At 63.3% G+C, this 25,039-nt stretch carries 25 protein-coding genes and 1 tRNA gene; 15 read left to right on the top strand and 11 right to left on the bottom strand.

Annotated elements, in window-relative coordinates; all coding sequences use genetic code 11:
- Positions 1-346: 346 nt before the first annotated feature.
- Positions 347-436 (bottom strand) — tRNA-Ser (locus WFP44_RS03820).
- A 101-nt stretch (positions 437-537) separates the two neighbouring features.
- Between WFP44_RS03820 and WFP44_RS03825 the strand changes: the two genes are divergently transcribed.
- The 12 genes from WFP44_RS03825 to mazG all read left to right on the top strand — a co-directional run bounded on the left by WFP44_RS03825 (position 538) and on the right by mazG (position 11,341).
- A complete protein-coding gene (locus WFP44_RS03825; protein ID WP_336925047.1) occupies positions 538-1,416 on the top strand; it encodes a DUF8021 domain-containing protein in 879 nt (292 codons plus the stop codon).
- 39 nt (positions 1,417-1,455) lie between these two features.
- Entirely contained in the window at positions 1,456-2,334 is an 879-nt protein-coding gene (locus tag WFP44_RS03830) for a DUF8021 domain-containing protein (RefSeq protein ID WP_336925048.1), read from the top strand.
- 86 nt (positions 2,335-2,420) lie between these two features.
- Positions 2,421-3,464, top strand: a complete 1,044-nt coding sequence (locus WFP44_RS03835) for a lytic murein transglycosylase (RefSeq protein WP_377922984.1) — start codon at positions 2,421-2,423, stop codon at positions 3,462-3,464.
- Entirely contained in the window at positions 3,448-4,434 is a 987-nt protein-coding gene (locus WFP44_RS03840) for an SPOR domain-containing protein (protein WP_336925051.1), read from the top strand. Before WFP44_RS03835 ends, WFP44_RS03840 begins: the two co-directional genes overlap by 17 nt.
- A gap of 156 nt (positions 4,435-4,590) precedes the next feature.
- The gene (locus WFP44_RS03845) at positions 4,591-5,640 is read left to right on the top strand and encodes a D-alanyl-D-alanine carboxypeptidase family protein (protein ID WP_336925052.1); all 1,050 of its coding nucleotides are present in this window, start codon (positions 4,591-4,593) and stop codon (positions 5,638-5,640) included.
- Entirely contained in the window at positions 5,637-6,290 is a 654-nt protein-coding gene (gene tmk / locus WFP44_RS03850; protein WP_336925053.1) for a dTMP kinase, read from the top strand. Before WFP44_RS03845 ends, tmk begins: the two co-directional genes overlap by 4 nt.
- The gene (locus WFP44_RS03855; RefSeq protein WP_336925054.1) at positions 6,287-7,249 is read left to right on the top strand and encodes a DNA polymerase III subunit delta'; all 963 of its coding nucleotides are present in this window, start codon (positions 6,287-6,289) and stop codon (positions 7,247-7,249) included. The genes tmk and WFP44_RS03855 overlap by 4 nt, the downstream gene beginning before the upstream one ends.
- Entirely contained in the window at positions 7,242-8,810 is a 1,569-nt protein-coding gene (gene metG / locus WFP44_RS03860) for a methionine--tRNA ligase (RefSeq protein ID WP_336925055.1), read from the top strand. The genes WFP44_RS03855 and metG overlap by 8 nt, the downstream gene beginning before the upstream one ends.
- Entirely contained in the window at positions 8,810-9,586 is a 777-nt protein-coding gene (locus tag WFP44_RS03865; RefSeq protein ID WP_336925056.1) for a TatD family hydrolase, read from the top strand. The genes metG and WFP44_RS03865 overlap by 1 nt, the downstream gene beginning before the upstream one ends.
- Positions 9,583-10,350, top strand: coding sequence for an MBL fold metallo-hydrolase (locus WFP44_RS03870; RefSeq protein WP_336925057.1), 768 nt, complete (start codon positions 9,583-9,585; stop codon positions 10,348-10,350). The genes WFP44_RS03865 and WFP44_RS03870 overlap by 4 nt, the downstream gene beginning before the upstream one ends.
- Positions 10,347-10,559 (top strand): hypothetical protein, encoded by a 213-nt coding sequence (locus WFP44_RS03875; protein WP_336925058.1) that lies wholly within the window; start codon positions 10,347-10,349, stop codon positions 10,557-10,559. Before WFP44_RS03870 ends, WFP44_RS03875 begins: the two co-directional genes overlap by 4 nt.
- 29 nt (positions 10,560-10,588) lie before the next feature.
- On the top strand, positions 10,589-11,341 hold the full coding sequence (gene mazG, locus WFP44_RS03880; RefSeq protein WP_336925059.1) for a nucleoside triphosphate pyrophosphohydrolase: 753 nt from the start codon (positions 10,589-10,591) through the stop codon (positions 11,339-11,341).
- On the opposite strand, the gene WFP44_RS03885 is transcribed toward mazG, so the two are convergent.
- The 8 genes from WFP44_RS03885 to dusB form a co-directional block, all read right to left on the bottom strand.
- Positions 11,338-12,102 (bottom strand): Stf0 family sulfotransferase, encoded by a 765-nt coding sequence (locus WFP44_RS03885; RefSeq protein WP_336925060.1) that lies wholly within the window; start codon positions 12,100-12,102, stop codon positions 11,338-11,340. The genes mazG and WFP44_RS03885 overlap by 4 nt on opposite strands.
- 6 nt (positions 12,103-12,108) lie before the next feature.
- Positions 12,109-13,437: a GTPase HflX gene (gene hflX / locus WFP44_RS03890; protein ID WP_452039001.1), complete on the bottom strand. Its 1,329-nt coding sequence runs from the start codon at positions 13,435-13,437 to the stop codon at positions 12,109-12,111.
- Positions 13,437-14,015 carry an RNA chaperone Hfq gene (hfq, locus tag WFP44_RS03895; RefSeq protein ID WP_336925061.1) on the bottom strand — a complete coding sequence of 193 codons (579 nt, stop codon included), beginning with the start codon at positions 14,013-14,015 and terminating at the stop codon, positions 13,437-13,439. The genes hflX and hfq overlap by 1 nt, the downstream gene beginning before the upstream one ends.
- Before the next feature lie 158 nt (positions 14,016-14,173).
- Positions 14,174-15,562 carry a nitrogen assimilation response regulator NtrX gene (gene ntrX / locus WFP44_RS03900; protein ID WP_336925062.1) on the bottom strand — a complete coding sequence of 463 codons (1,389 nt, stop codon included), beginning with the start codon at positions 15,560-15,562 and terminating at the stop codon, positions 14,174-14,176.
- 19 nt (positions 15,563-15,581) lie between these two features.
- Positions 15,582-17,807, bottom strand: a complete 2,226-nt coding sequence (locus WFP44_RS03905) for a sensor histidine kinase (protein ID WP_336925063.1) — start codon at positions 17,805-17,807, stop codon at positions 15,582-15,584.
- A 63-nt stretch (positions 17,808-17,870) separates the two neighbouring features.
- The gene (locus WFP44_RS03910) at positions 17,871-19,277 is read right to left on the bottom strand and encodes a sigma-54-dependent transcriptional regulator (RefSeq protein WP_336925064.1); all 1,407 of its coding nucleotides are present in this window, start codon (positions 19,275-19,277) and stop codon (positions 17,871-17,873) included.
- A gap of 30 nt (positions 19,278-19,307) precedes the next feature.
- Positions 19,308-20,384, bottom strand: coding sequence for a two-component system sensor histidine kinase NtrB (locus WFP44_RS03915; protein WP_336925065.1), 1,077 nt, complete (start codon positions 20,382-20,384; stop codon positions 19,308-19,310).
- Entirely contained in the window at positions 20,381-21,403 is a 1,023-nt protein-coding gene (dusB, locus tag WFP44_RS03920; protein ID WP_336925066.1) for a tRNA dihydrouridine synthase DusB, read from the bottom strand. Before dusB ends, WFP44_RS03915 begins: the two co-directional genes overlap by 4 nt.
- Positions 21,404-21,474: 71 nt before the next feature.
- Between dusB and WFP44_RS03925 the strand changes: the two genes are divergently transcribed.
- From WFP44_RS03925 to WFP44_RS03935, 3 genes are read left to right on the top strand one after another with little or no spacing between them, the layout of a single operon-like run.
- A complete protein-coding gene (locus tag WFP44_RS03925; protein WP_336925067.1) occupies positions 21,475-22,629 on the top strand; it encodes a bifunctional 2-C-methyl-D-erythritol 4-phosphate cytidylyltransferase/2-C-methyl-D-erythritol 2,4-cyclodiphosphate synthase in 1,155 nt (384 codons plus the stop codon).
- Positions 22,630-22,640: 11 nt separating this feature from the next.
- Complete coding sequence (locus tag WFP44_RS03930) at positions 22,641-23,171, top strand: hypothetical protein (protein WP_336925068.1); 531 nt, start codon at positions 22,641-22,643, stop codon at positions 23,169-23,171.
- A complete protein-coding gene (locus tag WFP44_RS03935; RefSeq protein ID WP_336925069.1) occupies positions 23,171-23,665 on the top strand; it encodes a CinA family protein in 495 nt (164 codons plus the stop codon). The genes WFP44_RS03930 and WFP44_RS03935 overlap by 1 nt, the downstream gene beginning before the upstream one ends.
- Here the strand turns inward: WFP44_RS03935 and WFP44_RS03940 are convergent.
- Positions 23,626-24,087 (bottom strand): type II toxin-antitoxin system RatA family toxin, encoded by a 462-nt coding sequence (locus WFP44_RS03940; protein WP_336925070.1) that lies wholly within the window; start codon positions 24,085-24,087, stop codon positions 23,626-23,628. The genes WFP44_RS03935 and WFP44_RS03940 overlap by 40 nt on opposite strands.
- Positions 24,087-25,013: a lipoyl synthase gene (gene lipA / locus WFP44_RS03945; protein ID WP_336925071.1), complete on the bottom strand. Its 927-nt coding sequence runs from the start codon at positions 25,011-25,013 to the stop codon at positions 24,087-24,089. The genes WFP44_RS03940 and lipA overlap by 1 nt, the downstream gene beginning before the upstream one ends.
- Between the last annotated feature and the right edge of the window lie 26 nt (positions 25,014-25,039).

Below are 25,039 nucleotides of genomic sequence, written 5' to 3' on the forward strand. Positions count from 1 at the left end.
GCCATCACGCCCAGCGATGGGCATCATAACGGCTCAAGGCTCTACTCGTAGCTGGTAGAAACTTCGGGCTCAGACCACCCACTTTGGGTTCTCTGAATGCAGGGACGACCATGATTGCTCAGGGAACTGCCTGTCGAGTGAAATGCCCAACTCGCTGATTTAATAGGTTAATTATAACCCGAACCTTTTCCGGCGAGGTTCGGGTGAAAAGAGACGAAAGCCGATCAGAGACCGATTTTGGCGTTTTCGGCAGTCTCTGAGGTTCGGTCGCAACCGGCAAAACCGCGCGGAAGCTGGGGATTCTCTGGCCCCGCGAGGTCCATCTCATTGATTCGCGATGAGATGTTGGCGGACAGGGTGGGATTCGAACCCACGGTGGACTTGCACCCACGGCGGTTTTCAAGACCGCTGCCTTAAACCACTCGGCCACCTGTCCGCTTCGCTGCTCCGGCTAGCCGGGATTTGTTGCGTTGTCATCTGCGTTTGGGCTACCATTGCAATCATAACGCTTGAGACGGTCAGGGAGAGGATCGGCAGATGGCTTTTGCACGGATTATCACGGCGTCGCTGGCCCTTGCGGGCGCGGTTTGTGTGGCTGCGCCAGCGGCGGCGCAGGGGGCCTGCGACCGGGCGCAATTGCAGTCGCTTGCCGATGCCTATGTCGCCGCACAACAGGCGGGCGAGGGGTTTCGGGTGCCCATGGGTGAATGGGTGCAATACCGGGAGAATTACCGCCTCTCCTCGATGACGCATGGCGGCGTCCTGGCGACGGCGCACAATGTGGACTGGCACCGCGCGCTGCTCGACACGCAAACCTGCAGTATTTTCGTGACGCTCATCATCGCCAATCCGGAAAGCCCGTGGGTGTTGGGTACCAAGATTTCCACGCGAGGCGGGCTGGTGAACCGGTATGACGTGGTCACCACTACCACGGGCGATTGGCTGTTCGATGCGGCCAGGACGCTGGAATATGCCCGCGCCGAAGACTGGGCCGAAATCCCCGAAGGACGCCGCAACACCCGTGCCGAGCTGATCGCGGCGGCCGATGCCTATCTCGACCTGTTCAACGATCCCAGTGTGCAGGTGCCTTGGGGTGAACCCTGCGCGCGGCTGGAGGGCGGCCTTTACACCGGGCGCGGCCTGCCGACCGACAGCTGCAATGTCGGCGTTCCCAGCGGTATAGAACTGGTGGAACGCGATTACATCGTGGACGAAGCGCTGGGCGCGGTGGCCGTGCGGCTTCGCTTTGGCGGGGCAAATGGCCTGCCCGATGCGCATATTTTCCGCGTGGAGGATGGCCGCCTGCGCTATGTCCACACCATCACAAATTGCAACGGCGTGGACAATTGCGGCTTTCCCCCCTTGTCCGAAATGCTGGCGCGCAATCCCGGTATGCGGCCGGCGATCCCCGAATAACCATTCCCCCCTATCCCGAAAAAGGATCACACAGACACCATGAAAGCCAAATTGACCTTCACGCACAAACTGCTCGCCGCGATGGGCGCGACTGCCGCGATGGGCTTTGCCACCCCTGCCGCCGCGCAGGGCGGCTGCCCGGCGGAACTTACGCAGAGCATCGTCGACACCTGGATCGCCGCGCTGGAGCGCGGGACCATGATGACGATGAATCTGGGCGAATGGGTGGATTACAACGAGAATTTTCGCCGCTCCTCGCTGGGCGGGTTCCTCGATACGCCGCGTGAAGTGGTCTGGCACATGGCACTGCAGGACAATACCGCCTGCCGCGTCTATGTGCAGGCCGTCACCAAACATGGCGATGAATGGGAAGTGCTGGCAACCCAGATCGGCAACGGCTTTTTTGGTGTCGGCCCGTTCAACAATGTGGTGACGCGCGAGGGTGACTGGCTGTTCGATGCCGAACGCACCGCTTACTATGCGAGCCGCGAGGATTGGGGCGTGATCCCCGAAGGCCAGCGCAACACGCGCGCCGAACTGCGCGCCGCTGCCGATGCCTATCTCGACCTGTTCAGCGATCCCACCGTGGAGGTGCCGTGGGGTACGCCCTGCGCGCGGCTGGAAGGCGGGATCTATACGGGCCGCGGCACACCGGAAGACAGTTGCAATGTTGGTGTTCCTTCGGGTGTTCCGATGGTGGAGCGCGAATATGTGATCGACGAGGCGCGCGGCGCGGTGAACGTCCTGCTCAAGATGGGCGAAAAGCGCCGTCCCGACAGCCACACATTCCGTATCGAGAATGGCAGGATTCGCTATGTCCACACGGTAACCAATTGTCAGGGCGAGGAAAATTGCGGCTTCGGCCCGTTCAGCGAAATGCTGGCGCGCAATCCGGGGATGCAGCCCGATCTCGACTGATCGGGGCGCGCGCACGGCTTGGCTGATCACACGCCGCGGGAGCGCAGGGGATTCCCTTTGCGCTCCCGTTGTGGCATTCTGATGCCATGAGAATTGCAATCCCTAAGTCCTTGCGCACCCGCCTGCTTGCTGCCGCAGCGCTTGCTCTTTTTCCGCTTGGCTCGGCTGCGCAGGCGCAGCAGCCCAGCTTTTCCGCCTATCTGGAAACGGTGGCAGCAAAGGCGCGGGCGGAAGGTATCAGCCAGAGCACGATTGACGGCGTGCTGGGCAATCTTACGGTCAGCAACCGGGTGATCGAACTGGACCGCGCCAATGTCTCACCCGGCGCGGTCACCAGCACCGGATTTGCCTCGATGGCAAATTACCTGAACCGTCATAACACGCAGGCGCGCATAAATGGCGGGCTGGCGGCCATGCGCCGTGTGGGCCCCTTGGCGCGGGAGGTGGAGCAGCAATATGGCGTGCCCGCCAGCATCATTCTGGCAATTTGGGGGCATGAGACGTCCTACGGGGCGGTGAAGGGCGGTTTCGATCTGCCGCAAGCGCTCGCCACGCTGGCGTGGGAGGGGCGGCGGCGCGATCTGTTCGAGCCGGAACTGCTTGCCACCTTGCGCATGGTGGATCAGGGCGTGCCACGCACCGATTTGGTGGGAAGCCATGCGGGCGCCTTCGGCAATCCGCAGTTTCTTCCTTCGGTCTATCTGCGGCTTGCGGTGGATGGCGATGGGGATGGCAAGCGTGACATCTGGAATTCGGAAACCGATACGCTGCATTCAATCGCCAATTATTTCCGCGATGCAGGATGGCGCACCGGACAGCCGTGGGGCGTGCGCGCCTTCGTGCCCAATTCGGTGGATCGTTCGGCAATTGCCAACCATGTTGTTTCACCACTCTGCCCGCGTGTACACGAACGCCACAGCCGCTGGATGACAGTGCGCGAATGGCGCGCGCTGGGCGTAGAACCGCGCGGGCCGATTGGCGAAGATGTGCTGGCGACGCTGTTTGAACCCGATGGCCCTGCGGCTCCCGGCTATCTCTTAACCCAGAATTATAGGGTTATCCTCGAATATAACTGCTCGAACTACTATGCGATGAGCGTGGGGTTGCTTGCAGATGAGATTTCAAGGTGACAGCAAGGCGGGCCGGATTGCGCGCGTCTGTGTAATTCTGGCCAGCACCACGGCCCTGGCCGCGTGCGGCGCGTTGGGTGGCGGCGGGCCGGCTACAGGCCTGTTGGCCGCAAGCAGCCTGCCGGGGAATGGCCCGCAGGCGGATTTCCCGGTGACGATTGGTGAACCCTACCAGATCGGCAGCGTGACCTATCGTCCCGCCGATGTGCTCAATTATGACGAGGTCGGCTATGTTACCGCCGGCAACGGCAGGGGCTATACCGGCGCGCATCATACGCTGCCCTTTCCCGCCTATGTCGAGGTGACATCTCTGGAGACGGGCCGGACGATATTGATCCGGTTGGAAGCCCGCGGGCCAATGGAAACGCACCACCTGCTCAGCCTGTCGCCCGCAGCGATGGAGCAACTCGGCGCGAGCGAGAACACCCCTGTGCGCGTCCGCCGCGTCAACGCGCCCGAAATGCACCGTGCGCTGCTGCGTGACGGGCAGCCGGCACCGATGCGGATGGATACGCCGATGGGGCTGGTGGAAGTTCTGCGCCGCCGGCTTCCGGCAGAAGGATCGGCCAGCCTGGCGCTGACACCTGTTGTCGCCCCGCAAGTCGCTTCCACGGTTGAGGCGAGCAGCGATTTTGCCGCTGCCTTCACACCGCCCGTTGCCAATGAGATGCCGCCGCCTCCGCTGGCACCGCCGGCAGCAGCAACACCCGCTCCATTGCCGGCGGCTCCGGTATCCGCGCCGCGTCCTCCGGCTGCATCTGGCTTTGCCGTGCAGGCCGCGACTTTCTCCACGCGGGAACGCGCCGCGCGGGTGGCCGAAGCGCTGGGCGGGCAGGTGGTGCCTTTCGGCAATCTGTTCCGCGTGCGCACCGGCCCCTTTGCGACGCGCAGCGAAGCCGAGGCCTCGCTCGCCAATGTGCGCCGCGCGGGTTATAGCGATGCCCGAATCCTGACCGACGGGCAGGGCTGATCTGCCAGACAGGCGGCTCGCTCTCCTGCGGTTGATGCGGGGGAGCAGGCGTTGCAGGTTGTTCGGGTTTTGGCTGGCAAAGTGGCGGTATGGCTGCTGCTTGTCTGCGCGCCCCCCCTCCTTGCCAACCCCGCCCCGGTGCCGCCCGACATACCTGTGGCGCTGCTTGTCGACGTCAACACCGGTCAGCGCCTTTATGCGCGCGAGGAAAACCGCCGTCTGATGCCCGCATCGGTGGTGAAGGTGATGACAGCCTACACCGCCTTTCGCCTGGTGACCGAAGGGCGAATTTCCACCTCCACCCGTGTTCCCATCACTCCCGAACTGGAAAAGGAATGGTCGGGCGTGGGCTCCTCCATGTTCCTGAAGGCGGGGGAAGCGCCCACATTTGGCGAGTTGATCCTGGGGGCCACCACGGTATCGGGCAATGATGCCAGCGTCGCCATTGCCGAGGCGGCGGCAGGTTCTCTGGACGAGTGGCTTGCGTTGATGAACGAGAATGCCGCAGCGCTGGGTATGCGCAACACGCATTTCGGTTCGGCCAATGGCTATCCCGATGAAGGGCGCACCTTTACCACCGCGCATGATCTGGCCTTGCTGGGCAGCGCGATCGTCACGCGCTATCCCGATCTCTACCGCCGCTATTTCGGGCATCGCACGCTGCGCTGGCGGAACATCGAACAGCGCAATCACGATCCGGTAACGGGGCGCGTGCCGGGGGCGGACGGGATGAAAACCGGTTTCACCAACGAAGCGGGCTATACCTTTCTCGGCTCGGCCGAGCGTGGTGGGCGGCGCCTTGTCATGGTGATCGCGGGTGCGCCGACAGCGCAATTGCGGGACGAGACGGCACGCGCCCTGCTCGAATGGGGTTTTTCCGGCTTTGCCACGCGTCTGGTCGCTCCCGCCCGCACGCCTGTTGGCGAGGCGATGGTGCAGGATGGATCGGCACGCAAGGTTGCACTGGTGGCTGCCCGCGATGTGCGCCTTGCCATCCCGCGCGATGCCACGGCAGAGCCGGTTTACGCGATTACCTATCGCGGGCCGCTGGCCGCCCCGATCCGCGCGGGGCAGGAAGTGGCACGTCTCCATGTCCGTCTAGGGGAAGACGAAGTGCTCGACTTGCCGCTGCTGGCGGCAGAAGATGTGACGAAAGCCGGCTTTTTCCGCCGAATAGTCAACGGCATTGTCGGGGTTCTTGCATGACGGATGGCACCGCAACACCCGGCTGCTTCATCACCTTTGAAGGCGGCGAAGGTGTGGGCAAGTCGACTCAGGTGCGCCTTCTGGCGGATTGGCTGGAAGGGCAGGGCAAGGACGTGCTTGTCACCCGCGAACCGGGTGGCACACCGGGAGCAGAGGCCATTCGCGCGCTGCTCCTCGATCCGGAGGGAACCGACTGGACGCTGCCGGCCGAAGCCTTGCTGTTTGCCGCCGCCCGCGCCGATCATGTCGCACGGGTGATCCGGCCTGCCTTGGCGCGCGGCGCATGGGTAATCTGCGACCGCTTCATCGATTCGACGCGCGCCTATCAGGGCGGAGAAGGCGCCTTGCCCGACGAGGTGATCCTGCAACTGCACGGCATCGGCAGCGGCGGCCTGCTTCCTGATCTGACCGTGCTGCTGGAAGTGTCGCCCGAAATTGCCACCCGGCGCTTGCACCAGCGGGACGGGCTGGCAAGCGACCGGATCGGCGGGCGCGATGCGGCTTTCCATGCCCGCGTGGCGCGGCGCTTTGCCGAAATGGCCGAAGCCGAACCGCGCCGGTTTTCCCGCGTCGCTGGTGGGGTAGAGGCGGAGACCGTTCACATGGCTGTGCGCGCCTGTGTCACGCAGCGGCTGGGGGCACGCGCATGAACCTTTACGGTCACGAGGAGGCCTGGCGCGAATGGAACGCCGCGCTGTCCGGGCCACGGATGCATCACGGCTGGATCCTTGCGGGTGCGCGCGGCCTCGGCAAGGCGAGCTTTGCCATGCAGGCGGCACGCGAACTGGTTGCGGAACCCGGCGTTCCGCAACCCGCCGGATCGCATCCCGATATCCTCGTCCTCAGCCACCTGCCCGCCACAAAGGAGGACGAGAAGAAGCGCGACGAAGGCAAGCCATTCCAACTCAAGCGCAATATCGCGGTGGAGCAGATACGCGGCGTGCAGCAGCGGCTCCATACCCGGCCCACGCTGGGCAGCCGGCGCGCGATCATCGTGGATCCGGCGGACGATCTGGAAAAAGGCGCGGCCAATGCGCTGCTCAAAAGCCTGGAGGAGCCGCCGCAGGGCACCTATTTCCTGCTGGTGGCGCATCGTCCCGGCCGATTGCTCCCCACCATTCGCAGCCGCTGCCGCATCCTGCGCTTTGCGCGGCTGAACGATGCGCAAATGGACGCGGCGCTGCGTGAACAGGCGCCGGAAGCGAACGCTTCAACACGCAACGCCGCGATCCGCGCGTCTGCCGGATCGCCGGGGGCGGCGCTGGAATTTCTCGCGCTCGATCTTGCGCCGGTTTACGAACTGCTCGACCAGATTGCGAAGGCGGGCGATCCCGGCTTCGTCCTTCGCGGCAGGCTGGCCGATGCGATCGGCGCGCGGCCCGACCGCGCACGGCAGGCCGCGATGCTGGAACTGGCGCGCGCGATCACGACAAGCCGGATGCGCGATACGCCGGTTCGCGCCATTCCGCTGCTGTGCGACACCAATGCCGAATTGGCGAACCTTGCCGCGCAGTTTCCTGTCGCCAATTTCGATCCCGGCCTGCTGGTTCAGGAAACGGGCGGCTTGCTTGCCCGGCTTGCCGCAACTAGGGATGCAGCCCATGGCTGAGCCCTTCTATATCACCACCGCAATTCACTATCCCAACGGCAAGCCGCATATCGGCCATGCCTATGAAACGATTGCCGCCGATGTGCTGGCGCGGTTTCACCGGATGCAGGGGCGCGATGTGCGTTTTCAGACCGGCACCGACGAGCACGGCCTGAAAATGGCGCAAAAGGCGCGCGATCTGGGCATCACCCCGCGCGCGCTGGCGGATGAAATGTCTGCGCATTTCCGTGACCTGTTCGACGCGCTTGATATCTCCTATGATCGATTCATCCGCACGACCGAGGGCGAGCATCATACCGCCAGCCAGGCCTTGTGGCAGGCGATGGAGGCCAATGGCGACCTTTATCTTGACCGCTATGAAGGCTGGTATTCGATCCGCGACGAAGCCTATTACGACGCAAGCGAGCTGACGACAGGGGAGGGGGGCGAGAAGCTCTCACCCCAAGGGACGCCGGTGGAATGGACGGTGGAGGAAAGCTGGTTCTTCCGACTTTCCGCCTATCAGGACAGGTTGCTGGCGCTGTACCGCGACAATCCCGGCTTCATCCAGCCCGAAGCGCGCCGCAACGAAGTTGTCCGCTTTGTCGAAGGGGGCCTGCGCGATCTGTCGGTCAGCCGCACCAGCTTCGATTGGGGCGTGAAGGTTCCGGGGCATGACGACCATGTGATGTATGTGTGGGTCGATGCGCTGACCAATTACCTCACCGGCCTTGGCTATCCGGCGATGGATGGCGACATGGCAAGGTTCTGGCCTGCCGACATTCACCTGATTGGCAAGGACATTGTCCGCTTCCACGCGGTGTATTGGCCTGCCTTCCTGATGAGTGCGGGGATTGCCCTGCCCAAGAAGGTGTTCGGCCACGGTTTCCTCCTCAACCGGGGGCAGAAGGAATCAAAGTCGCTGGGCAATGTAACCGATCCGGCTGAACTGGCGGAAAAGTTCGGCGTCGATAATCTGCGCTACTTTCTGCTGCGCGAATTCAGCTTCGGTCAGGATGGCAGCTATTCGCAGGAAGCCATTGTTTCCCGTTCCAATTCCGAACTCGCCAACAGTTTCGGCAATCTGGCGCAGCGCACGCTCAGCCAGATTTTCAAGAATTGCGACGGCTATTTGCCCGCCATTTCCGGTCACACGGCAGAGGATGAGGCGCTGTTTGCACTGGTCGACAAGGTGGTGCGCCGCGAAATGCCCGCCGCCTATGCCGACCTCGCCTTTGCGCAAGCGCTGGAGGCGTGGATGGGCGCGGTGTTTGCCTGCAACGCCTATATCGATGCGCAGGCGCCCTGGGCTCTCCGCAAGACAGACGAAGCGCGGATGCAGACCGTGCTGGCCACCTTGTATATCTGCATCGCGCAATTGGCCGTGGCGGTGCAGCCGGTGATGCCCGGCAAGACCGCGCGCCTGCTGGACATGATGGGGATTGCGCCGGATTTGCGAAACCCCGCCGCCATCGGTGCGCACTGGTATTCGCCATTGGCAGAAGGGGATTTCCGCCTCGACAAGCCCGAAGGCCTGTTCCCCCGGCTAGAGCTGGCGGAAGCTGAGGGTGAGGGCGCCTGATGCTGATCGACAGCCATTGCCATCTCAATTACCCCGGCCTTGCCGAACGGCAGACCGAGGTGCTGGGCAATGCGCGCGCCGCCGGCATTGGCGCTTTCCTCAACATCTCCACCCGGCAAAGCGAATGGGCCGACGTGATCGCCACGGCAGAACGGGAGGCGGATGTCTTCGCCTCGGTCGGCATTCACCCGCACGAGGCCGACGCCCATGCCGAAATGGGAAAGGGCGCATTGCTTGAAGCAGCACAACATCCGCGCGTGATCGCCATCGGGGAAAGCGGGCTGGACTACTACTACGACAAATCAGACCGCAACGTGCAACAGGCGCTGTTCCGGATGCATATCGCGGTGGCGCGCGAAACGGGCCTGCCCCTCATTATCCACACGCGCGATGCGGATGACGATACCGCAGACATCCTGGCAGACGAGATGGTGAAGGGCACCTTTCCGGCGCTGATCCATTGTTTCACCGCCTCACCCGATTTTGGCCGCCGCGTGCTGGAACTGGGCCTGACAATTTCGATTTCCGGCATAGTTACTTTCAAGAACGCCCGGCAATTGCAGGAATTTGCGAAGGAAATCCCGGCAGACCGTTTGCTGGTGGAAACTGACAGCCCCTTCCTCGCCCCCGTGCCGCATCGTGGCAAGACAGGCGAACCGGCCTTCGTGGCGGATACGGCACGCTTCGTGGCGGATTTGCGCGGCGAGAGCGCGGAGGAACTGGCGACTGCCACCACCGCCAATTTCAAGCGCCTGTTTTCCAAGGCGGCGCTGTGAAACTGCTCGTCCTCGGATCGGGCACATCCACCGGTGTGCCGCGGATCGGGAATGACTGGGGCGATTGCGACCCGAACGAGCCGAGAAACCGGCGCACCCGCGTGTCGATCATGGTCGAAAGCGATGCCGGGCAAAGACTGCTGGTCGATACCTCCACAGACTTGCGGCACCAATTGCTCGCCAACAATATCGACAAGGTGGATGGCGTTTTCTGGACGCATGACCACGCGGATCACTGCCACGGCATCGATGATCTGCGCCCGATGCGTTACGGCCGCGGCGGGCCGATACCCGGTTTTGCCTCCACCCACACGGTGCGGCGGTTGAAGCAGCGGTTCGATTATGTCTTTGCCGGCCAGCACGGCTATCATACGATTGTCGAACTCAGCCCGCTCGACAATCTGCGCATGGCGGCGGGGTTCGGGGTCAAATGGGTAGAAATGCCGCATGGGCCGACAACCAGCACCGCCTTCCGCTTCGATGCAGACGATAAATCAATAGCTTATGCGACAGATTTCAGCGAGATTACCGATGACATGGTGGCGCTGTTTCGTGATGTCGATATTCTGGTGACCGATTGCCTGCGCCGGGAAGCGCATCCAACCCATGCCAATCTGACCATGGCGCTGGAACTTGCCCGGCGCGTCCGCGCCCGCAAGACCGTGCTCACGCATCTGGACAAGAGCATGGATTATGCGACGCTGAGTGCCGAAGTCCCGGCCGATGTGCTCGTGGGCTATGACGGCCTGGAGCTGATGGCATGAATACGGGCGCATGGATCCAGATCATCTGGGCCAGCGGCGCATTGATCTTGCTGCTGGGCGCGTACCGGTCGCACAATGTCGGCGCGAAAAAGACGCTTGTGCTGGCCTTGGCCTGGGCGGGCATCTTTCTTATCGCGGGGTTGATAGCCAGCGTGATCGTCGCAGAAGAGGCTCCCCCCGCGTCCTATGACACTACCGATTTAACATAATATATATTATCAATTCAGTATTCGCCCAGATGTCGCAACAGCTCACCCGCCTCCTCTCGATCATGGCGCGCCTGCGTGACCCATCGCAAGGCTGCGAATGGGATCTGGCACAGGATTTCGCCAGCATTGCGCCCTATACGATCGAGGAAGCCTACGAAGTGGCAGATGCGATTGCGCGCGAGGATATGAACGATCTGCGCGGCGAATTGGGCGATCTGCTGCTTCAGGTCGTGTTCCATGCCCGAATGGCGGAAGAAGCCGGACATTTTACCTTCGAGGATGTCGCCTGCGCCATCAGCGACAAGATGGAGGCGCGCCACCCCCATATCTTTGGGCAGGAAGACGGCACAATGACGCCCGCGCGCTGGGAGGACCTGAAGGCCGCCGAACGGCGGCAAAGCGGATCGCAAAGTGCGATGGACGGGGTGGCGCTGGCGCTACCGGCCTTGCTCCGCGCGGAAAAGCTGCAAAAGCGTGCCGCACGCGACGGGTTCGACTGGCCCGATGTGGCCGGCCCGGCCAGCAAGCTCCTTGAGGAGATGGCGGAATTGGCCGAGGCCAGTCCCGACCGGCTCGAAGAGGAAGCGGGTGATCTTCTGTTCGCAGCGGTGAACCTGGTGCGGGCTTATGGCATTTCGCCCGAAGATGCCCTGCGCGCTGCCAATGCCAAGTTCGAACGCCGTTACCGGGCAATGGAAAGGCAGGCGGGCGGTTCGATTGCAGGGCTTTCCCTCGAAGCGCAGGAGGAATTGTGGCAGGCCGTAAAAGAGGCTGAGGACTAGGTGCCGCGCGCCTTGTGCTGCTGTGCCCATTCAGCCGCTCCTTTGCGCGACTGCTGTCGGATCTGCGGCACATCGATCGCGGCAGCCGGATCGATCGCCACGCCAAGATAACGACCGACTTCCTCCACCGCACCCGCCGGATCATCCAGGGCATCCTCGAAACACAGGAGAAGCGGCGCAATGCGCAAATCGCGGCACATGGCCTGCCAGGCATCCTCCTGCTGTGCGATCATATGTCCGGCGCGCTCAACCGCTTGCGGCGAATAGTCCGCTTCGGGCCGCTCGCCCTGCTCCTGTTCCGCGCGCCATATGCCGGTGAGCAGAGCGCGCGCATAGGAGATGGCGTGCGCATCCCGATCCCGCCGGTAAAGCTGCACAACCTTGCGCGGCGATTGCGGCCCCAGCAGAAAGCGGACCACGGCATCCACCAGCGGGGCATTGAATTGCTGAATATGGTGCAATTGCCCCGGAAAGGTTTTCAATCCGAAAACACCATTGGGTGACGTGCGCCGCGCCAAAGCGCGCTGCCACAGCGCGTTTTGCAGATCGGGCCGGTCCGCTGCAAAGCCATAAGGCCCGGATGGTTCGAAATTGCAATATTCCAGCGGAGCACCCAGGCATCCGGTGCCCCACAGGACATGGCTGAACCAGGTGCTGCCCGAACGCGGAACCGATGCGAGCATATACGGCATCCGCGGTGTCGCGTACCGTTCCGGGAAGTCGAACTCCTCCTCATAACCCGTGACGATACCCTCGATCACGCAGCGTCAGCTTTCCATTGCGGCAAAGCGCCCGAAATCCTTCTCGCTCAGCCGCACCGCGATATGCCGCATCGGGCCGGTCGCCCCTTCCCCGCTTTCGCGGTCCTCCACAATATCACCATGGGCATAGAGCCAGGCAATGCGCGCGCCATCGCTGGCAGGAATATCCATGCTGTGCAGCCGTGCGCCCTTGGTCAACATTTCACCAAGACGACCAAACAGCGCAGCCATCCCCTCGCCCGTGACGGCCGATATGGCCACGATATCGGGATCGGCATCGGCCAGCGGGCGCAGTTCGGCGCGCCTTTCGTCATCCAGCAAATCCCATTTGTTCCAGACTTCGATAATGGGAATGGTGCTTTCGCCGCCCTTCTCCGGGATCACGCCCAGATCCCCCAGTATCGAAAGAACTTCCGCCTTCTGGATCGTTGTGTCGGGATTGGCGATATCGCGGATATGCAGGATGATGTCGGCCGCGGTCACTTCTTCCAGCGTGGCGCGAAAGGCGGCGACGAGCTGCGTGGGCAAATCGGAAATGAAGCCCACCGTGTCCGACAGGATCGCCTTTTCAACCCCCGGCAGGCTGATCGCACGCATGGTGGGATCGAGCGTGGCGAAGAGCAGATCCTCGGCCATCACTCCCGCACCGGTGATGCGGTTGAACAGGGTCGATTTGCCTGCATTGGTATAGCCGACCAGCGCAATCACCGGCCAGGGCGCCCTTCCCCGCCTTTTGCGGTGCAGTTCGCGCGTCTTGCGCACCTGCTCCAGCTCGCGGCGCAATTTGGCCATGCGCCCGCGGATCAGGCGGCGGTCCGCCTCGATCTGGGTTTCGCCGGGGCCGCCCAGAAAGCCGAAGCCGCCGCGCTGGCGTTCCAGGTGAGTCCAGCTGCGGACAAGGCGGCTCTGCTGGTAATCGAGATGCGCCAGTTCCACCTGCAAGCGACCTTCCGCCGTCTGCGCCCGTTCCCCGAAGATTTCGAGGATCAGGCCGGTTCGGTCGATCACCTTGCGCTTGAACTTTTCTTCCAGATTGCGCTGCTGGATGGGCGAGAGCGCACCGTCCACGATGACAAGGTCAGCCGCGTGCAATTCGCAATCGGTGCGGATGCGTTCCACCTGCCCTTCGCCGAACAGCGTGCCGGGCCGCCTCTCGCGAACCGGCACGGTATAGCTTTCCGCCACCACCAGCCCGATGGCGAGAGCAAGTCCCCTCGCCTCCTCCAGCCGGGCCTCGGGATCATGAGCCGTGCGCTGGCTGCGGATGTCAGGGCATATGATAAGCGCGCGCGCGCCGCGCGTTACCTCGCCATCGATATCGTCATTACCAAAGATCAGTTGCCGTCACCTTCATCGTCATCAAAATCAGCCGACAAATCCACATGGGTGGCCGGCTGAATCGTGGAAGCTGCGTGCTTGTAGGCCAATTGCACGAAGCCGTCGCGCTCCAACAGCATACAGAATTGGTCGAACGAGGCGATGCGTCCTTGCAGCATCACGCCGTTCACCAGGAACATCGTCACCTGCACTTCCACTTCGGCCACTCGGCTGAGGAAAATATCCTGTAAAAGCCGTTGCTTGCGGCCCGTCTCGGCCGGGCCGCTGAACTGACGGACATCGACCGGCTGCCCCGGCATGATGGTGGAAATCGCGTGCTTGTACACCAGTTGCGATTGCCCGTCGCGCCGCAGCAGAATCGAGAAATTGTCAAACCAGGTCACGATTCCCTGAAGCTTGACGCCCTTTACCAGGAACATGGTGACCGGCACCTTTTCCTTGCGCAGGAAATTGAGGAACTGGTCCTGCAGGCTGCCTGTCCGGCTGACGGCTGCGGGGGGCGGCGGAGGGGGCGGCGGAGGGGGCGGCGCTTCGGATACGGGCCGGGCGCGGGCGGAAAGCGTGGTTCTGGTCACATTCTGACTCCTGTTATTGGCTGGCGCCATGGGCGGCAGCGTTCTGGTCGCCCGATGTGACGCACATCTGACAACCGGCATTCGCGGCGGACCTTGTTTTCAAACAGATACCGGAAGGCGGCCTGCCCTGTGCTTCCGATCTGATCTTTTCAGCGCGGCTATTCCTCGCTCTCACCATCATCCTTGCGATCACCCATGCCCAGAATCTTGAGTTTCCGGTGCAGGGCTGACCGCTCCATGCCGATGAAGCCGGCGGTCTTGGAGATATTGCCTGAAAAGCGACGGATTTGAATACGCAGATATTCCCTTTCGAAATTTTCCCGCGCCTCGCGCAAGGGAACACCCATCAGCGCCGAGATATTCCCCCCGCCCTCGACCGGGCCGCCTACGATCTCGGGCGGCAACATATCGGCATCGATTCGCTCGAATTTCTCGCGCGGGGCAAGAATCACGGTGCGTTCCACCACATTGCGCAGTTGGCGAACATTGCCCGGCCAGTCATAGGCCTGAAGTGCGGCAATCGCCTCGGGCGCAATGCGAGGGGGTTGCAGCCCTTGCTCGCGCGCATAGCGGGTGAAGAAATGATCAGCCAGCGCAGGGATGTCGTCGCGGCGTTCTGCCAGCGAAGGGATGGCGATGGGCACCACGTTAAGCCGGTAGAACAGGTCCTCGCGGAAGCGCTTTTCCGCAATTTCGGTTTCCAGATCGCGCGCGGTGGAGGAGACCACACGCACATCCACGCCCACCTGCCGCGTGCCGCCCACGCGCACGAAACTCTGGTCGGTCAACACGCGCAGGATGCGCGCCTGCGTGCTGATCGGCATATCGGCAACTTCATCCAGATACAGCGTGCCGCCATCGGCCATTTCCAGCAGGCCGGGCCGCACCAGCATCCCGTCGGCTTCCTCGCCGAACAGTTCCTGTTCGAACCGCTCGGGCGTGATGCGCGCCGAATTGACCGTGACAAAGGCATTGCCCGCGCGCGGGCTCCACGCATGGAGTAGCCGCGCCGCCACTTCCTTGCCCGATCCGCCGGGGCCATTGATCAGCACCCGGCTGCCGGTATTCGCCACCCGCTTCAGCGTGGCGCGCACCTGGTTGATGGCGTTGGAATTGCCGGTGAATTCGTCCGATGCGGCAAAGCCCTGGCGCAGGCGCGCGTTTTCGCGGCGCAGCCGTTCGGTCTCGGTCGCGCGCTCCACCAGATGCAGCAGCCGTTCAGCCTCGAACGGCTTTTCGATGAAGTCCATCGCCCCGCGGCTGACGGCGGAAACCGCGGTATCAATATTGCCGTGGCCGGAAAAGATGATGACCGGCAGTTCCGGTTCACGCGCCTTGATCGCGTCGAGCACTTCCAGCCCGTCCATCGGGCTGCCGTGCAGCCACACGTCGAGCAGCACCACGCTGGGCCGCTTCTGATCCACGAGGGCAAGCGCGGTGGTGCTGTCACCGGCCGTGCGGCAGGAATAGCCTTCGTCGCTAAGGACGCCGGCCACCAGATCCCGGATATCCGGTTCGTCGTCGACAACGAGGATATCGAGCGCCATTACAGTTACTCCATTGGTTTCATTCGGCGGCCTTGTCCTGCGACAGGCCGGGATTGAGGGCAAAGCGCAAGGTGGCGACTGCACCACCACTTTCGGCGGGCTGGAAGGCAAGGTCTCCGCCGTGCTCCTCCACGATCTTCTTCACGATGGCGAGGCCGAGGCCCGTGCCCTTTTCACGGGTGGTGACATAGGGTTCCATGATGTTTTCATGGCTGCCGGGCAGGCCCACGCCGTTGTCGGTTACCTTGACCTGCACGAAGTGGCTGTCCGCACTTACCCGCACCTGCACACGCCCGCGGTAATCGGCAGGGGCATCGCGTGTGCGCGCCTCGATCGCCTCTGCCGCGTTTTTCAGCACATTGGTCATCGCCTGGCCAAACTGGTGCCGGTCGCACTGGACGGGAGGAATGTCGGCCTCCGCCGCGAAGGCATAGGTGATCTGCGGGTTCGCCACTTCCTGCAGGAACAGCGCCTGCCGCACCAGATCCACCGCGTCCTCGGTGCGGAACACGGGCTTGGGCAGACGCGCGAAGGAGGAGAATTCGTCCACCATCTTGCGCAAATCGCCCACCTGCCGAATGATCGTGCCGGTCAGCTCGTCGAACAGCTCGACATCGGTTTCGATCTGCTTGCCGTAACGCCGCTTCAGCCTCTCGGTGGCGAGCTGGATTGGCGTCAACGGGTTCTTGATCTCGTGCGCAATGCGGCGCGCCACGTCCGACCACGCGGCCTGCCGCTGGTCCAGAAGCTGGCGAGTGATGTCCTCGAAGGTAATCACCGCGCCCTCGGCCGATGGGGACACCTTTACCGCGAGCGTCAGCAGCTCGCCCCCCTCCCGGCCGAACTGCACGATCCCGCTGTCGGTGCCCTTTGCCAGAAACGCGGAAAGCTCCGGCGCGATTGTGGCGATATGGCTGTCCTGCGGCATGGCGGCCCCCTCGCCCAGCAGCAGCGCCTGTGCCGAATGATTCATCAGCAGCACGCGTCCCGAACCGTCGATCGAAACAATTCCCGCAGTGATGGATTCGAGCACCGCCTCGATAAAGGCGCGGCGTTCGCCAAGCTGGCGATTGGCGCCGATCAACGCAGCGGTCTGGCTTTCGATCTGCGCGCTCATCCGGTTGAAAGCGCGGTTGAGCAGGCCGATTTCATCCGGCCCGGTGCGCCCCGCCACGCGCATTGCGTAATTCCCGCTGCCGATCTCGCGCGCGGCATTGACCAGTTCGGCCAGCGGCTTCACCTGCCGGTCGGCAAAGCGCAACGCGGCAAAGACAGACAGGCCCACCAGAAACAGCGACACGCCAAACAGCGCCAGGTTGAAGCGCAGTTGCAGAACGCGCGCGCGCTGCGTCATTTCCTCGTAAGAGGCCACAACTCCCTGCGCCTGCTGCCATTGGCTGAGCGCCTCGGCATCCGAATTGCGCGCGGTGTAGAGATAGAGGCCCGCCGCCTCGTCCAGAATCATCGCCGCTTCGGTGCGCTGTGCAGTGGCTGTCACCACCACCTGTTCGCCCGCTTCCAGCTGCGCCAGCGTCTGCTGGGATATCCGCTCGCGCTCGGTATCCTCATCAGGATCGACCGCAGCAACCACCCGCAAGGTTCCATCGGGCGCACGCCTCAGGATCGCGCTTTCACCCATTTCGCGAGTGTAGACCTGCAGAAAATACTGCTCCTCGAACACCGGGCTGGACATGGGCACCTGTTGCAGGACGAAACGCAGATCGGCCGCCATCGCCAGCGTATTGTTGCCCACCTGCCGCTGGTTTTCGTCATAGAAACTGCGCGAAACCGTGATGGCGTTTTCCAGGATCGCCCGCTGCCTGTCCGAGAACCAGAATTCCACGCCCGATTGAAACAGCAAGGACGCGAACACGGCGACAAACAGCGTGGGGATCGCCGCGATCAGCGAGAAGAAGAACACCAGATTGACATGAAGCCGGGCCGTGGTTCCACCCGCGCGGCGGATGGCAATGCGCCGGCCCCACAGCACGATCAGACCCAGCGCAGGGATCAATGTCCCTACCAGCATCGCCGCCGCCTGACCTGCGGGCACCAGTTCGCGCGGGTCGGACATCCGCGACAACGAGACATAGCTGGTCATCAGCATGGTGACGAGTGAGACGCCGCAAATCACTTCCAGCCACGGATACAGATTGACCCGCCGCGCCCGCAGCCGCCGCCACCAGCGGCCTGGCCGGCGCGGCCCGGACATCTCTGCCACAGGGGGATTTGCACGCACTGTCACGTTGCAAGCTTACAACGCTGCTGTTGCCATTTTGCAAGCCAATAATCGTTAAGCGTGAAACTTCTATTCGCCGAAGCGCTCCGGATCGATCTCCAGTTCCCCCAAGCGCTTGCGCAAGGTGTTGCGGTTGATCCCCAGCAATTGCGCCGCGCGAAGCTGGTTGCCCCCCGTGCGCGCCAGAGCGAATTCAAAGACGGGCCGCTCCAGCACCGCAAGCGCCTGATGATAGAGATCACCATCAGGCAGACCCGCCATGCCAAGCCAGGCGGCAATCATCGCTTCGATATTGCCATCCACCGGCATGGCATTTTCCACCGCTGCGCTGCTCAGCAGCGCTTCCACTGTAGCCGCGTCAATCTCCTCCTCTCGCGAGAGGAGCGCGGCGCGGAACATGAAATTGCGCAATTCGCGCACATTCCCGCGCCATGGCTGGCGGGCCAGCAAATCAGCAGCAGCAGGGGAAAGCCGACGCAGCGGCAACCCCTCGCGCGCGGCCCGACGCAGGAAATGGCGGGCCAGCGGTTCGATATCGCCCATCCGCTCGCGCAAGGGAGGAAGCTGGATCGGAACCACGTTGAGACGGTAGAACAGGTCTTCACGGAAGGTGCCCGCCGCAATCATCGGCTCCAGATCGCGATTGGTGGCCGCGATAATGCGCACATCGATGGCGATTTCCTGATCGCCGCCCACGCGCCTGATGCGGCCCGATTGCAGCGCGCGCAGCAGGCGGGTCTGCGCTTCGGCCGGCATATCGCCAATCTCGTCGAGGAACAGCGTGCCGCCATTGGCCTGTTCAAACTTGCCGATATTGCGCGCGGTGGCGCCGGTAAATGCGCCTTTTTCATGCCCGAACAACTCGCTCTCGATCAGCTCGCGCGGGATGGCGGCGGTGTTGACTGCGACGAACGGGCCCGATTTCCGCGCGCCAAGCTGGTGGATCGCTTCGGCCACCAGTTCCTTGCCCGTGCCCGATTCCCCCAGAATAAGCACCGTCAGATCGTTGCGCAGCACACGCGTGATCATGCGGTAGACATCCTGCATGGGCTGGCTGCGCCCGATCAGTGGCAAGCCCTCGCCGGGGTCGTCCTCTTCCTGCCCGCTGGAGGATCGGGAATCGGCCGCCTGGCAGGCCGCCCGCACCAACTCGTCGAGATCGAAGGGCTTGGGAAAATATTCGAACGCGCCCGTATCGCTGGCGCGCACGGCGGTATCGAGCGTGTTCTGCGCCGACAGGATGATGATCGGCATGGCAGGATGGGCTTCGCGCACTTCGCCCAGCGTTTCGATCCCGTCGCCGTCGAGCAGCATCACATCGGTGAGCATCACGTCATATTCGTTCACGGCAAGCAGCCGGTCGCGTTCGGCAATGCGGTCGCACCGGTCGACATGAAAGGCCTCGTCCTCCAGCGCCGCGGTGATGACCATCGCAATCGCGGCATCGTCTTCAACCAGCAAAGCGTGGCGGGCCATTTTATCCTCTCTTCCTGTCCGTTTGCCGGATCATCGGGCCATGGGCAGATGCACGCGGAAATGCGTCCAGCCCTCGGTGCCTTCATACCCTTCCTCGCGCTCGTGGCTGATGCGCCCGTCCATGTCGCGCACCAGCTTCTGCACCAGCGCCAGCCCCAGCCCCTGCCCATGCGGCTTGCTGGAAACGAAGGGTTCAAAGATGTGCTGCTCCACCGCCGGGTCGATGCCGGGGCCGTTGTCGCTCACCTGGATTTCAATGGGGAGCTTCACCGGGCGGCCCAGGCGGATCACATTCATCACCAGCCCGCTGACAAAGCGCGTTCGGATGACGACCTTGGGATCGGGCTGACCTGCACAGGCATCGCGCGCATTGGCGAGCAGATTGATAAGCACCTGCACCAATGCGCCGTCATTGCCCAGAACCGGGGGCAGCGAAGGATCGAACTCCTCCCTGATGCGCACCGGCTTGTCCGATGCGGCGCGAAGCGTGTCGAGCGCGCGGTGGATAGCCTCGTGGAGGTTCATCGGCCCCACCGGTTCGCTGCGTTCGCGGCCAAGGCGCTGCATCCGATCGATCAGTTGGGCGATGCGATCGACTTCATCGGTGATGAGCGCGGTCAGATGCCGGTGCTTTTCGTCGAGCTGGCGCGCCAGCAGCTGCGCGGCGCCCCTGATCGCTGCCAGCGGATTCTTTATTTCATGCGCCAGAACGGCCGGCCCTTTGAGCGAAGCGCGCCGTTCCTCGTCACCAAACCGCTCGCCCTGCCCCGTGTCCGACAAGGTCACTACGCGCCAGCCCGGATGCGTGGGCAGCGGAGAGATGGTGAGGTTCACCGACACCGATTTGTCCCCCACCTTCAACGGCAGGCCGCGCGCGATCAACCGCTCCTCCCCTCGGCGCAGACGCTCGCCAATTTGCGGTTCGCCAAAGTCGAGGATCGAAATCACATCCTGGCCGGCAAGCCGCTTGGCGCTGCGCCCCAGCAGGCTTTCCGCCGCCGGATTGACCGAATGGATCACCAGTTCGGGTGAAACGACAAGCATGGCAAAGGTCAGGCCCGCAATCTGGTCGGCCGGGCCGGGCACGTTGGGCGCTGGGCCGTTCACGCCGCCTCGCGGTGAAGGAAGGGGGCGTAGAACCGCTCGATCTCGTCCAAAACCACCGCCGGATCATCAAGGAAATTGGCCTTGTTGCGAAACTCGGCCGAACCGTGCAGCCCCTTGGTGTACCAGCCCAGATGCTTGCGCGCGATCTTGGTGCCCGCGTCTTCGCCGTAATGGTCCAGCATGGCGCGGTAATGGCCCACAAGCACTTCATATTGCCGGGTAATCGGGGGATCACTCAACGCCTCACCCGTGCGCCACCAATGCATCACCTGCGCCAGCAGCCAAGGGCGGCCATAGGCACCGCGCCCGATCATCAGCCCATCCGCGCCCGATTGTTCCAGCGCGCGCGCGGCGTCTTCAATGGTGCAGATATCGCCGTTGACGATAACAGGGATGGACACCGCCTCCTTCACCTTCCGCACAAAGGCCCAGTCGGCATTGCCCTTGTACATCTGGTTGCGGGTGCGGCCGTGAACGGTGACCATCTTGACGCCAATGTCCTCGGCGATGCGGGCCAGTTCGGGCGCGTTCAGGCTGGCATGGTCCCAGCCCATGCGCATCTTGACCGTAACGGGCACCGAAACCGCCTTCACCGTCGCCTCCATCAGCTTGATCGCAAGTGGAACCTCGCGCATGAGCGCGCTGCCGGCAAACTGCCCCACAACCTTGCGCACCGGGCAGCCGAAATTTATGTCGATAATCGCCGCGCCATTGCCTTCCTGAAGCTTGGCGGCTTCGGCCATGCTGGCCGGATCGCAGCCGACCAATTGCATCGACACCGGCTCCTCGATCCGGTCCCATTCGGCCTTCTGCACCGACTGGCGCGTTTCGCGGATGGCGGCCTCGCTTGCGATCATTTCGGTCACGTTGAGGCCGGAACCGAAGCTGCGCACCAGGCGCCGGAACGGCAGATCGGTCACCCCCGTCATCGGTGCAAGCACGACCGGGCAAGCGATCCGCACCGGGCCGATGGCGATAGGCGTGACCGCCGGAGGGGTGGGGAGCGAAGCTTGCGTCATAATGTGCCTAAATATTGGGCAGCGCATAGTGGATTGCGAGGGACGCGGCAAGCCGCTAGCGCGACAGGGCAATGCCGACTGCCCAAACCCCTTCAGCACCGCGCCTTGCCGCCGTCATCGTGGCGGCGGGACAGGGCCTGCGTGCGGGCCAACCGCTGCCCAAACAGTTCGCGCTGTGGCGAGGCAAGCCGGTGCTGCGCCATGCGGCGGAAAGGCTGAAGGCGGCAGGGGTGGACTTGCTCTGTGTCGTCATTCCGGAAGGGGCTGACAGTCTGGTGCGCGATATGCTGGCCGGAACGGAGCCTTTCGTTCTGGTGACCGGCGGCGCAACGCGGCAGGAATCGGTGCGCAACGGACTGGAGGCTCTGACGCTGGCCGCCCCGCAAGCGGTGCTGATCCACGATGCCGCGCGCCCCGATTGCCCCGCAGATGTCGTTGCGCGCCTGATTGCTGCGCTGGAAACGCACAGCGCCGCCATTCCGGTGCTGCCGGTGGTCGATAGCATGGTGACTGCGATTGGTGATGCGATGGGCGCCAAGGCCGACCGGGAGGTGCTGCGCCGCGTGCAGACCCCGCAGGCCTTCCGCTTCGACGCTATCCTTGCCGCGCACCGCGCCTGGGTTGGCGCACGTGATGCTGGTGACGATGCGCAGGTGGCGCAGGCCGCCGGTCTTGCCGTGGCACTGGTCGAAGGGGACGAGCGGTTGGAAAAGCTCACTTTCGCGCATCATTTCAGCAGGGATAGACCGATGATCCGAACCGGCACCGGTTACGATGTGCACCGCCTGGCGACTGGCGAGGAATTGTGGCTTTGCGGCCTGAAGATCGAGCACGACAAGGGCCTTGCCGGCCATTCGGATGCCGATGTGGCGATCCACGCGCTGGTCGATGCCATTCTGGGGGCGGCGGGCGAAGGCGATATCGGGCTGCATTTCCCGCCCTCCGACCCGCAATGGCGCGGCGCATCTTCCGACCGGTTCCTCCAGCACGCGGTTGCATTGGCGGCGGCAAAGGGGCTGGGCATCGGCAATGTGGATGTCACCATCATCTGCGAAGCGCCCAAGATCGGCCCGCACAGGCAAGCCATGCGGGACAATCTCGCGCGGTTGCTGGGGGTTCAGGGGGATTGCGTCAATGTAAAGGCGACGACCACCGAACGCCTTGGCTTTGCCGGGCGCGGCGAAGGCATTGCCGCGCAGGCCGTGGCAACGCTGGTGGCAGGATAAAGGATCAGCGCATGACCCGTTTTCGCCTTCTCGCCCTTGCCGCCAGCCTGTGCGGCCTTGCTCTCACCGGCACGCCTGCCTCCGCGCAGATCAATATCGATCTGAACGAGGAGGAAATGGCGACCTTTGCACTCGCCGCCATGCCAGCGGCCTTGCGCAGCGTGCAGGCGCAGTGCCGTCCGGTGCTCGATGCCGATGCTTATATGTTCGCGCAGAGTGACGCGCTGACCCGCCGGCTGACGGCCACATCGGACCGCGCCTTCCCCGGCGCATCGCGCAGCATTGTCCGCATTGCCGCGCGGGGGAACCCTGCCATGGGGGAGATCATGTCCGCGATGCCGCCCGAAACGCTGCGTCCGCTGCTCAACGAATTTGTGGCCGGCATGGTGACGCAGCGGGTTGATCCGTCGCGCTGCGAACAGATTGACCGCGTGCTGGCCCTGCTCGATCCGCTGCCGCCCGAAAACCTCGCCCGCCTTGCTGCCATCGCCATGAGCGAGGCGCAGGCAGATACTGCCACAGGAACAGCCAGAGGCCGCTGATGCAATCCGTTCTCCCGCCTGAAATCACCGCCCTTGCGACCCGCGTGGTGGAGGAAAACCGCGCCGCAGGTCGGCGCATTGCTTTGGCGGAAAGCTGCACCGGCGGGCTGGTGGCGGCCGCGATTACCGAGATTCCGGGCAGTTCGGCCGTGCTCGACCGGTCTTATGTGACCTATTCGAACGAGGCCAAGCGGCAATGCCTTGGCGTCTCGGACGATATTCTGGAGGCATTCGGCGCGGTTTCGGTCGCCTGCGTCTATGCCATGGCGCAAGGCGTGCTCGACAGGTGCGATGCCGATGTGGCGGTGGCGATCAGCGGGATTGCCGGGCCGGACGGCGGCAGCGCGGAAAAGCCGGTTGGCACCGTGGTCTTTGCGCGGCTGATACGGGGCGAGGACAAGCCCCATGCCGAACACCGCGTCTTTGCCGAAACCAGCCGCGCGGGCGTGCGGCTTCAGGCGACGCTTTGCGCGCTGGAGCTTCTGCTGCCGTAAAGCTGCGCGGCGCGATCTTCGAACGCGGTCACCATCTTGCGAAAGGCGCGGTCGATATATTGACCGGCCAGCGCCTCGAACATCATGTTCTTGAATGCAAAATCGACATCAAAGGTAATGTCGCATCCGCCATCGGCGGCAGGGCCGAAATGCCAACGGTTGTCCAGATCGCGCAAAGGACCGTCGATATAGTGCACGCGCAGGCTATGCGGCCGGTCAAATTCCACCCTGCTGGTAAACTTCTCGCGAATAGCCTTGAAGCCTACCAGCATATCCGCTTCCAGCTCGTTATCGTTACGCCCGCGCACGCGTGTGGCCACGACCCAGGGCAGGAATTCGGGATAGCTGGCGACATCGGCCACCAGGTCGAACATCTGTTCTGCCGTGTAGGGAAGATGCCGGGTTTCGCGGATGGCGGGCATCAGCGCGCCTTCTTGGCCAGTTGCGCCGTGCGGGCCGCCTTCATCGCGGCAAAATCGGCATCGGCGTGATAGCTTGACCGGGTCAGCGGGCTGGCCGCCACCTGCAAAAATCCCTTTGCCCGCGCCACCGCCCCATAGGCGTTGAAAACCTGCGGGGTAATGAAATCGGCCACCGCGGCATGGCGCGGCGTGGGCTGGAGGTATTGGCCCATGGTGATGAAATCGACATCGGCGCTGCGCATATCGTCCATCACCTGATGCACTTCCAGCCGTTCTTCCCCCAGCCCCAGCATGATGCCCGACTTGGTGAAAATGGCGGGATCGTGCCGCTTCACTTCCTCAAGCAGTCGCAGCGATGCGTAATAGCGCGCACCGGGGCGGATCGTGGGATAGAGCCTTGGCACGGTTTCGAGGTTGTGGTTGTAAACATCGGGTCCTGCGGCACAAATAGCCTCAACAGCCGGGCGCATAAGGCCGCGAAAATCAGGGGTGAGGATTTCGATTGTGGTGGCAGGCGTTGTGCGGCGCAGCGCTTCAATCACCTTGACGAACTGCCCTGCCCCGCCATCGGGAAGATCGTCGCGGTCCACGCTGGTGACCACGATATGCTGAAGGCCAAGCCGCGCGGCGGCTTCGGCCACATTCTCCGGTTCCAGCGGGTCAACCTTGCGCGGCATCCCGGTCTTTACATTGCAAAAGGCGCAGGCGCGCGTGCACACATCGCCCAGGATCATCACCGTGGCGTGCTTTTTGGTCCAGCATTCCCCGATATTGGGACAAGCTGCCTCCTCGCACACGGTGTTGAGCTTCAATTCGCGCATCAGGGCGCGGGTTTCCTCATACCCCTTGCTGACCGGAGCTTTCACCCGGATCCAGTCCGGCTTGCGATTGCGCGGGATAGACGGATCGGGGGTGAGGTCGTTCATCCCCCGCCCCATAATCGCCTCGCTTG

It is taken from the genome of Alteraurantiacibacter palmitatis, from assembly GCF_037154115.1.
Taxonomy (GTDB): Bacteria; Pseudomonadota; Alphaproteobacteria; order Sphingomonadales; family Sphingomonadaceae; genus Alteraurantiacibacter; species Alteraurantiacibacter palmitatis.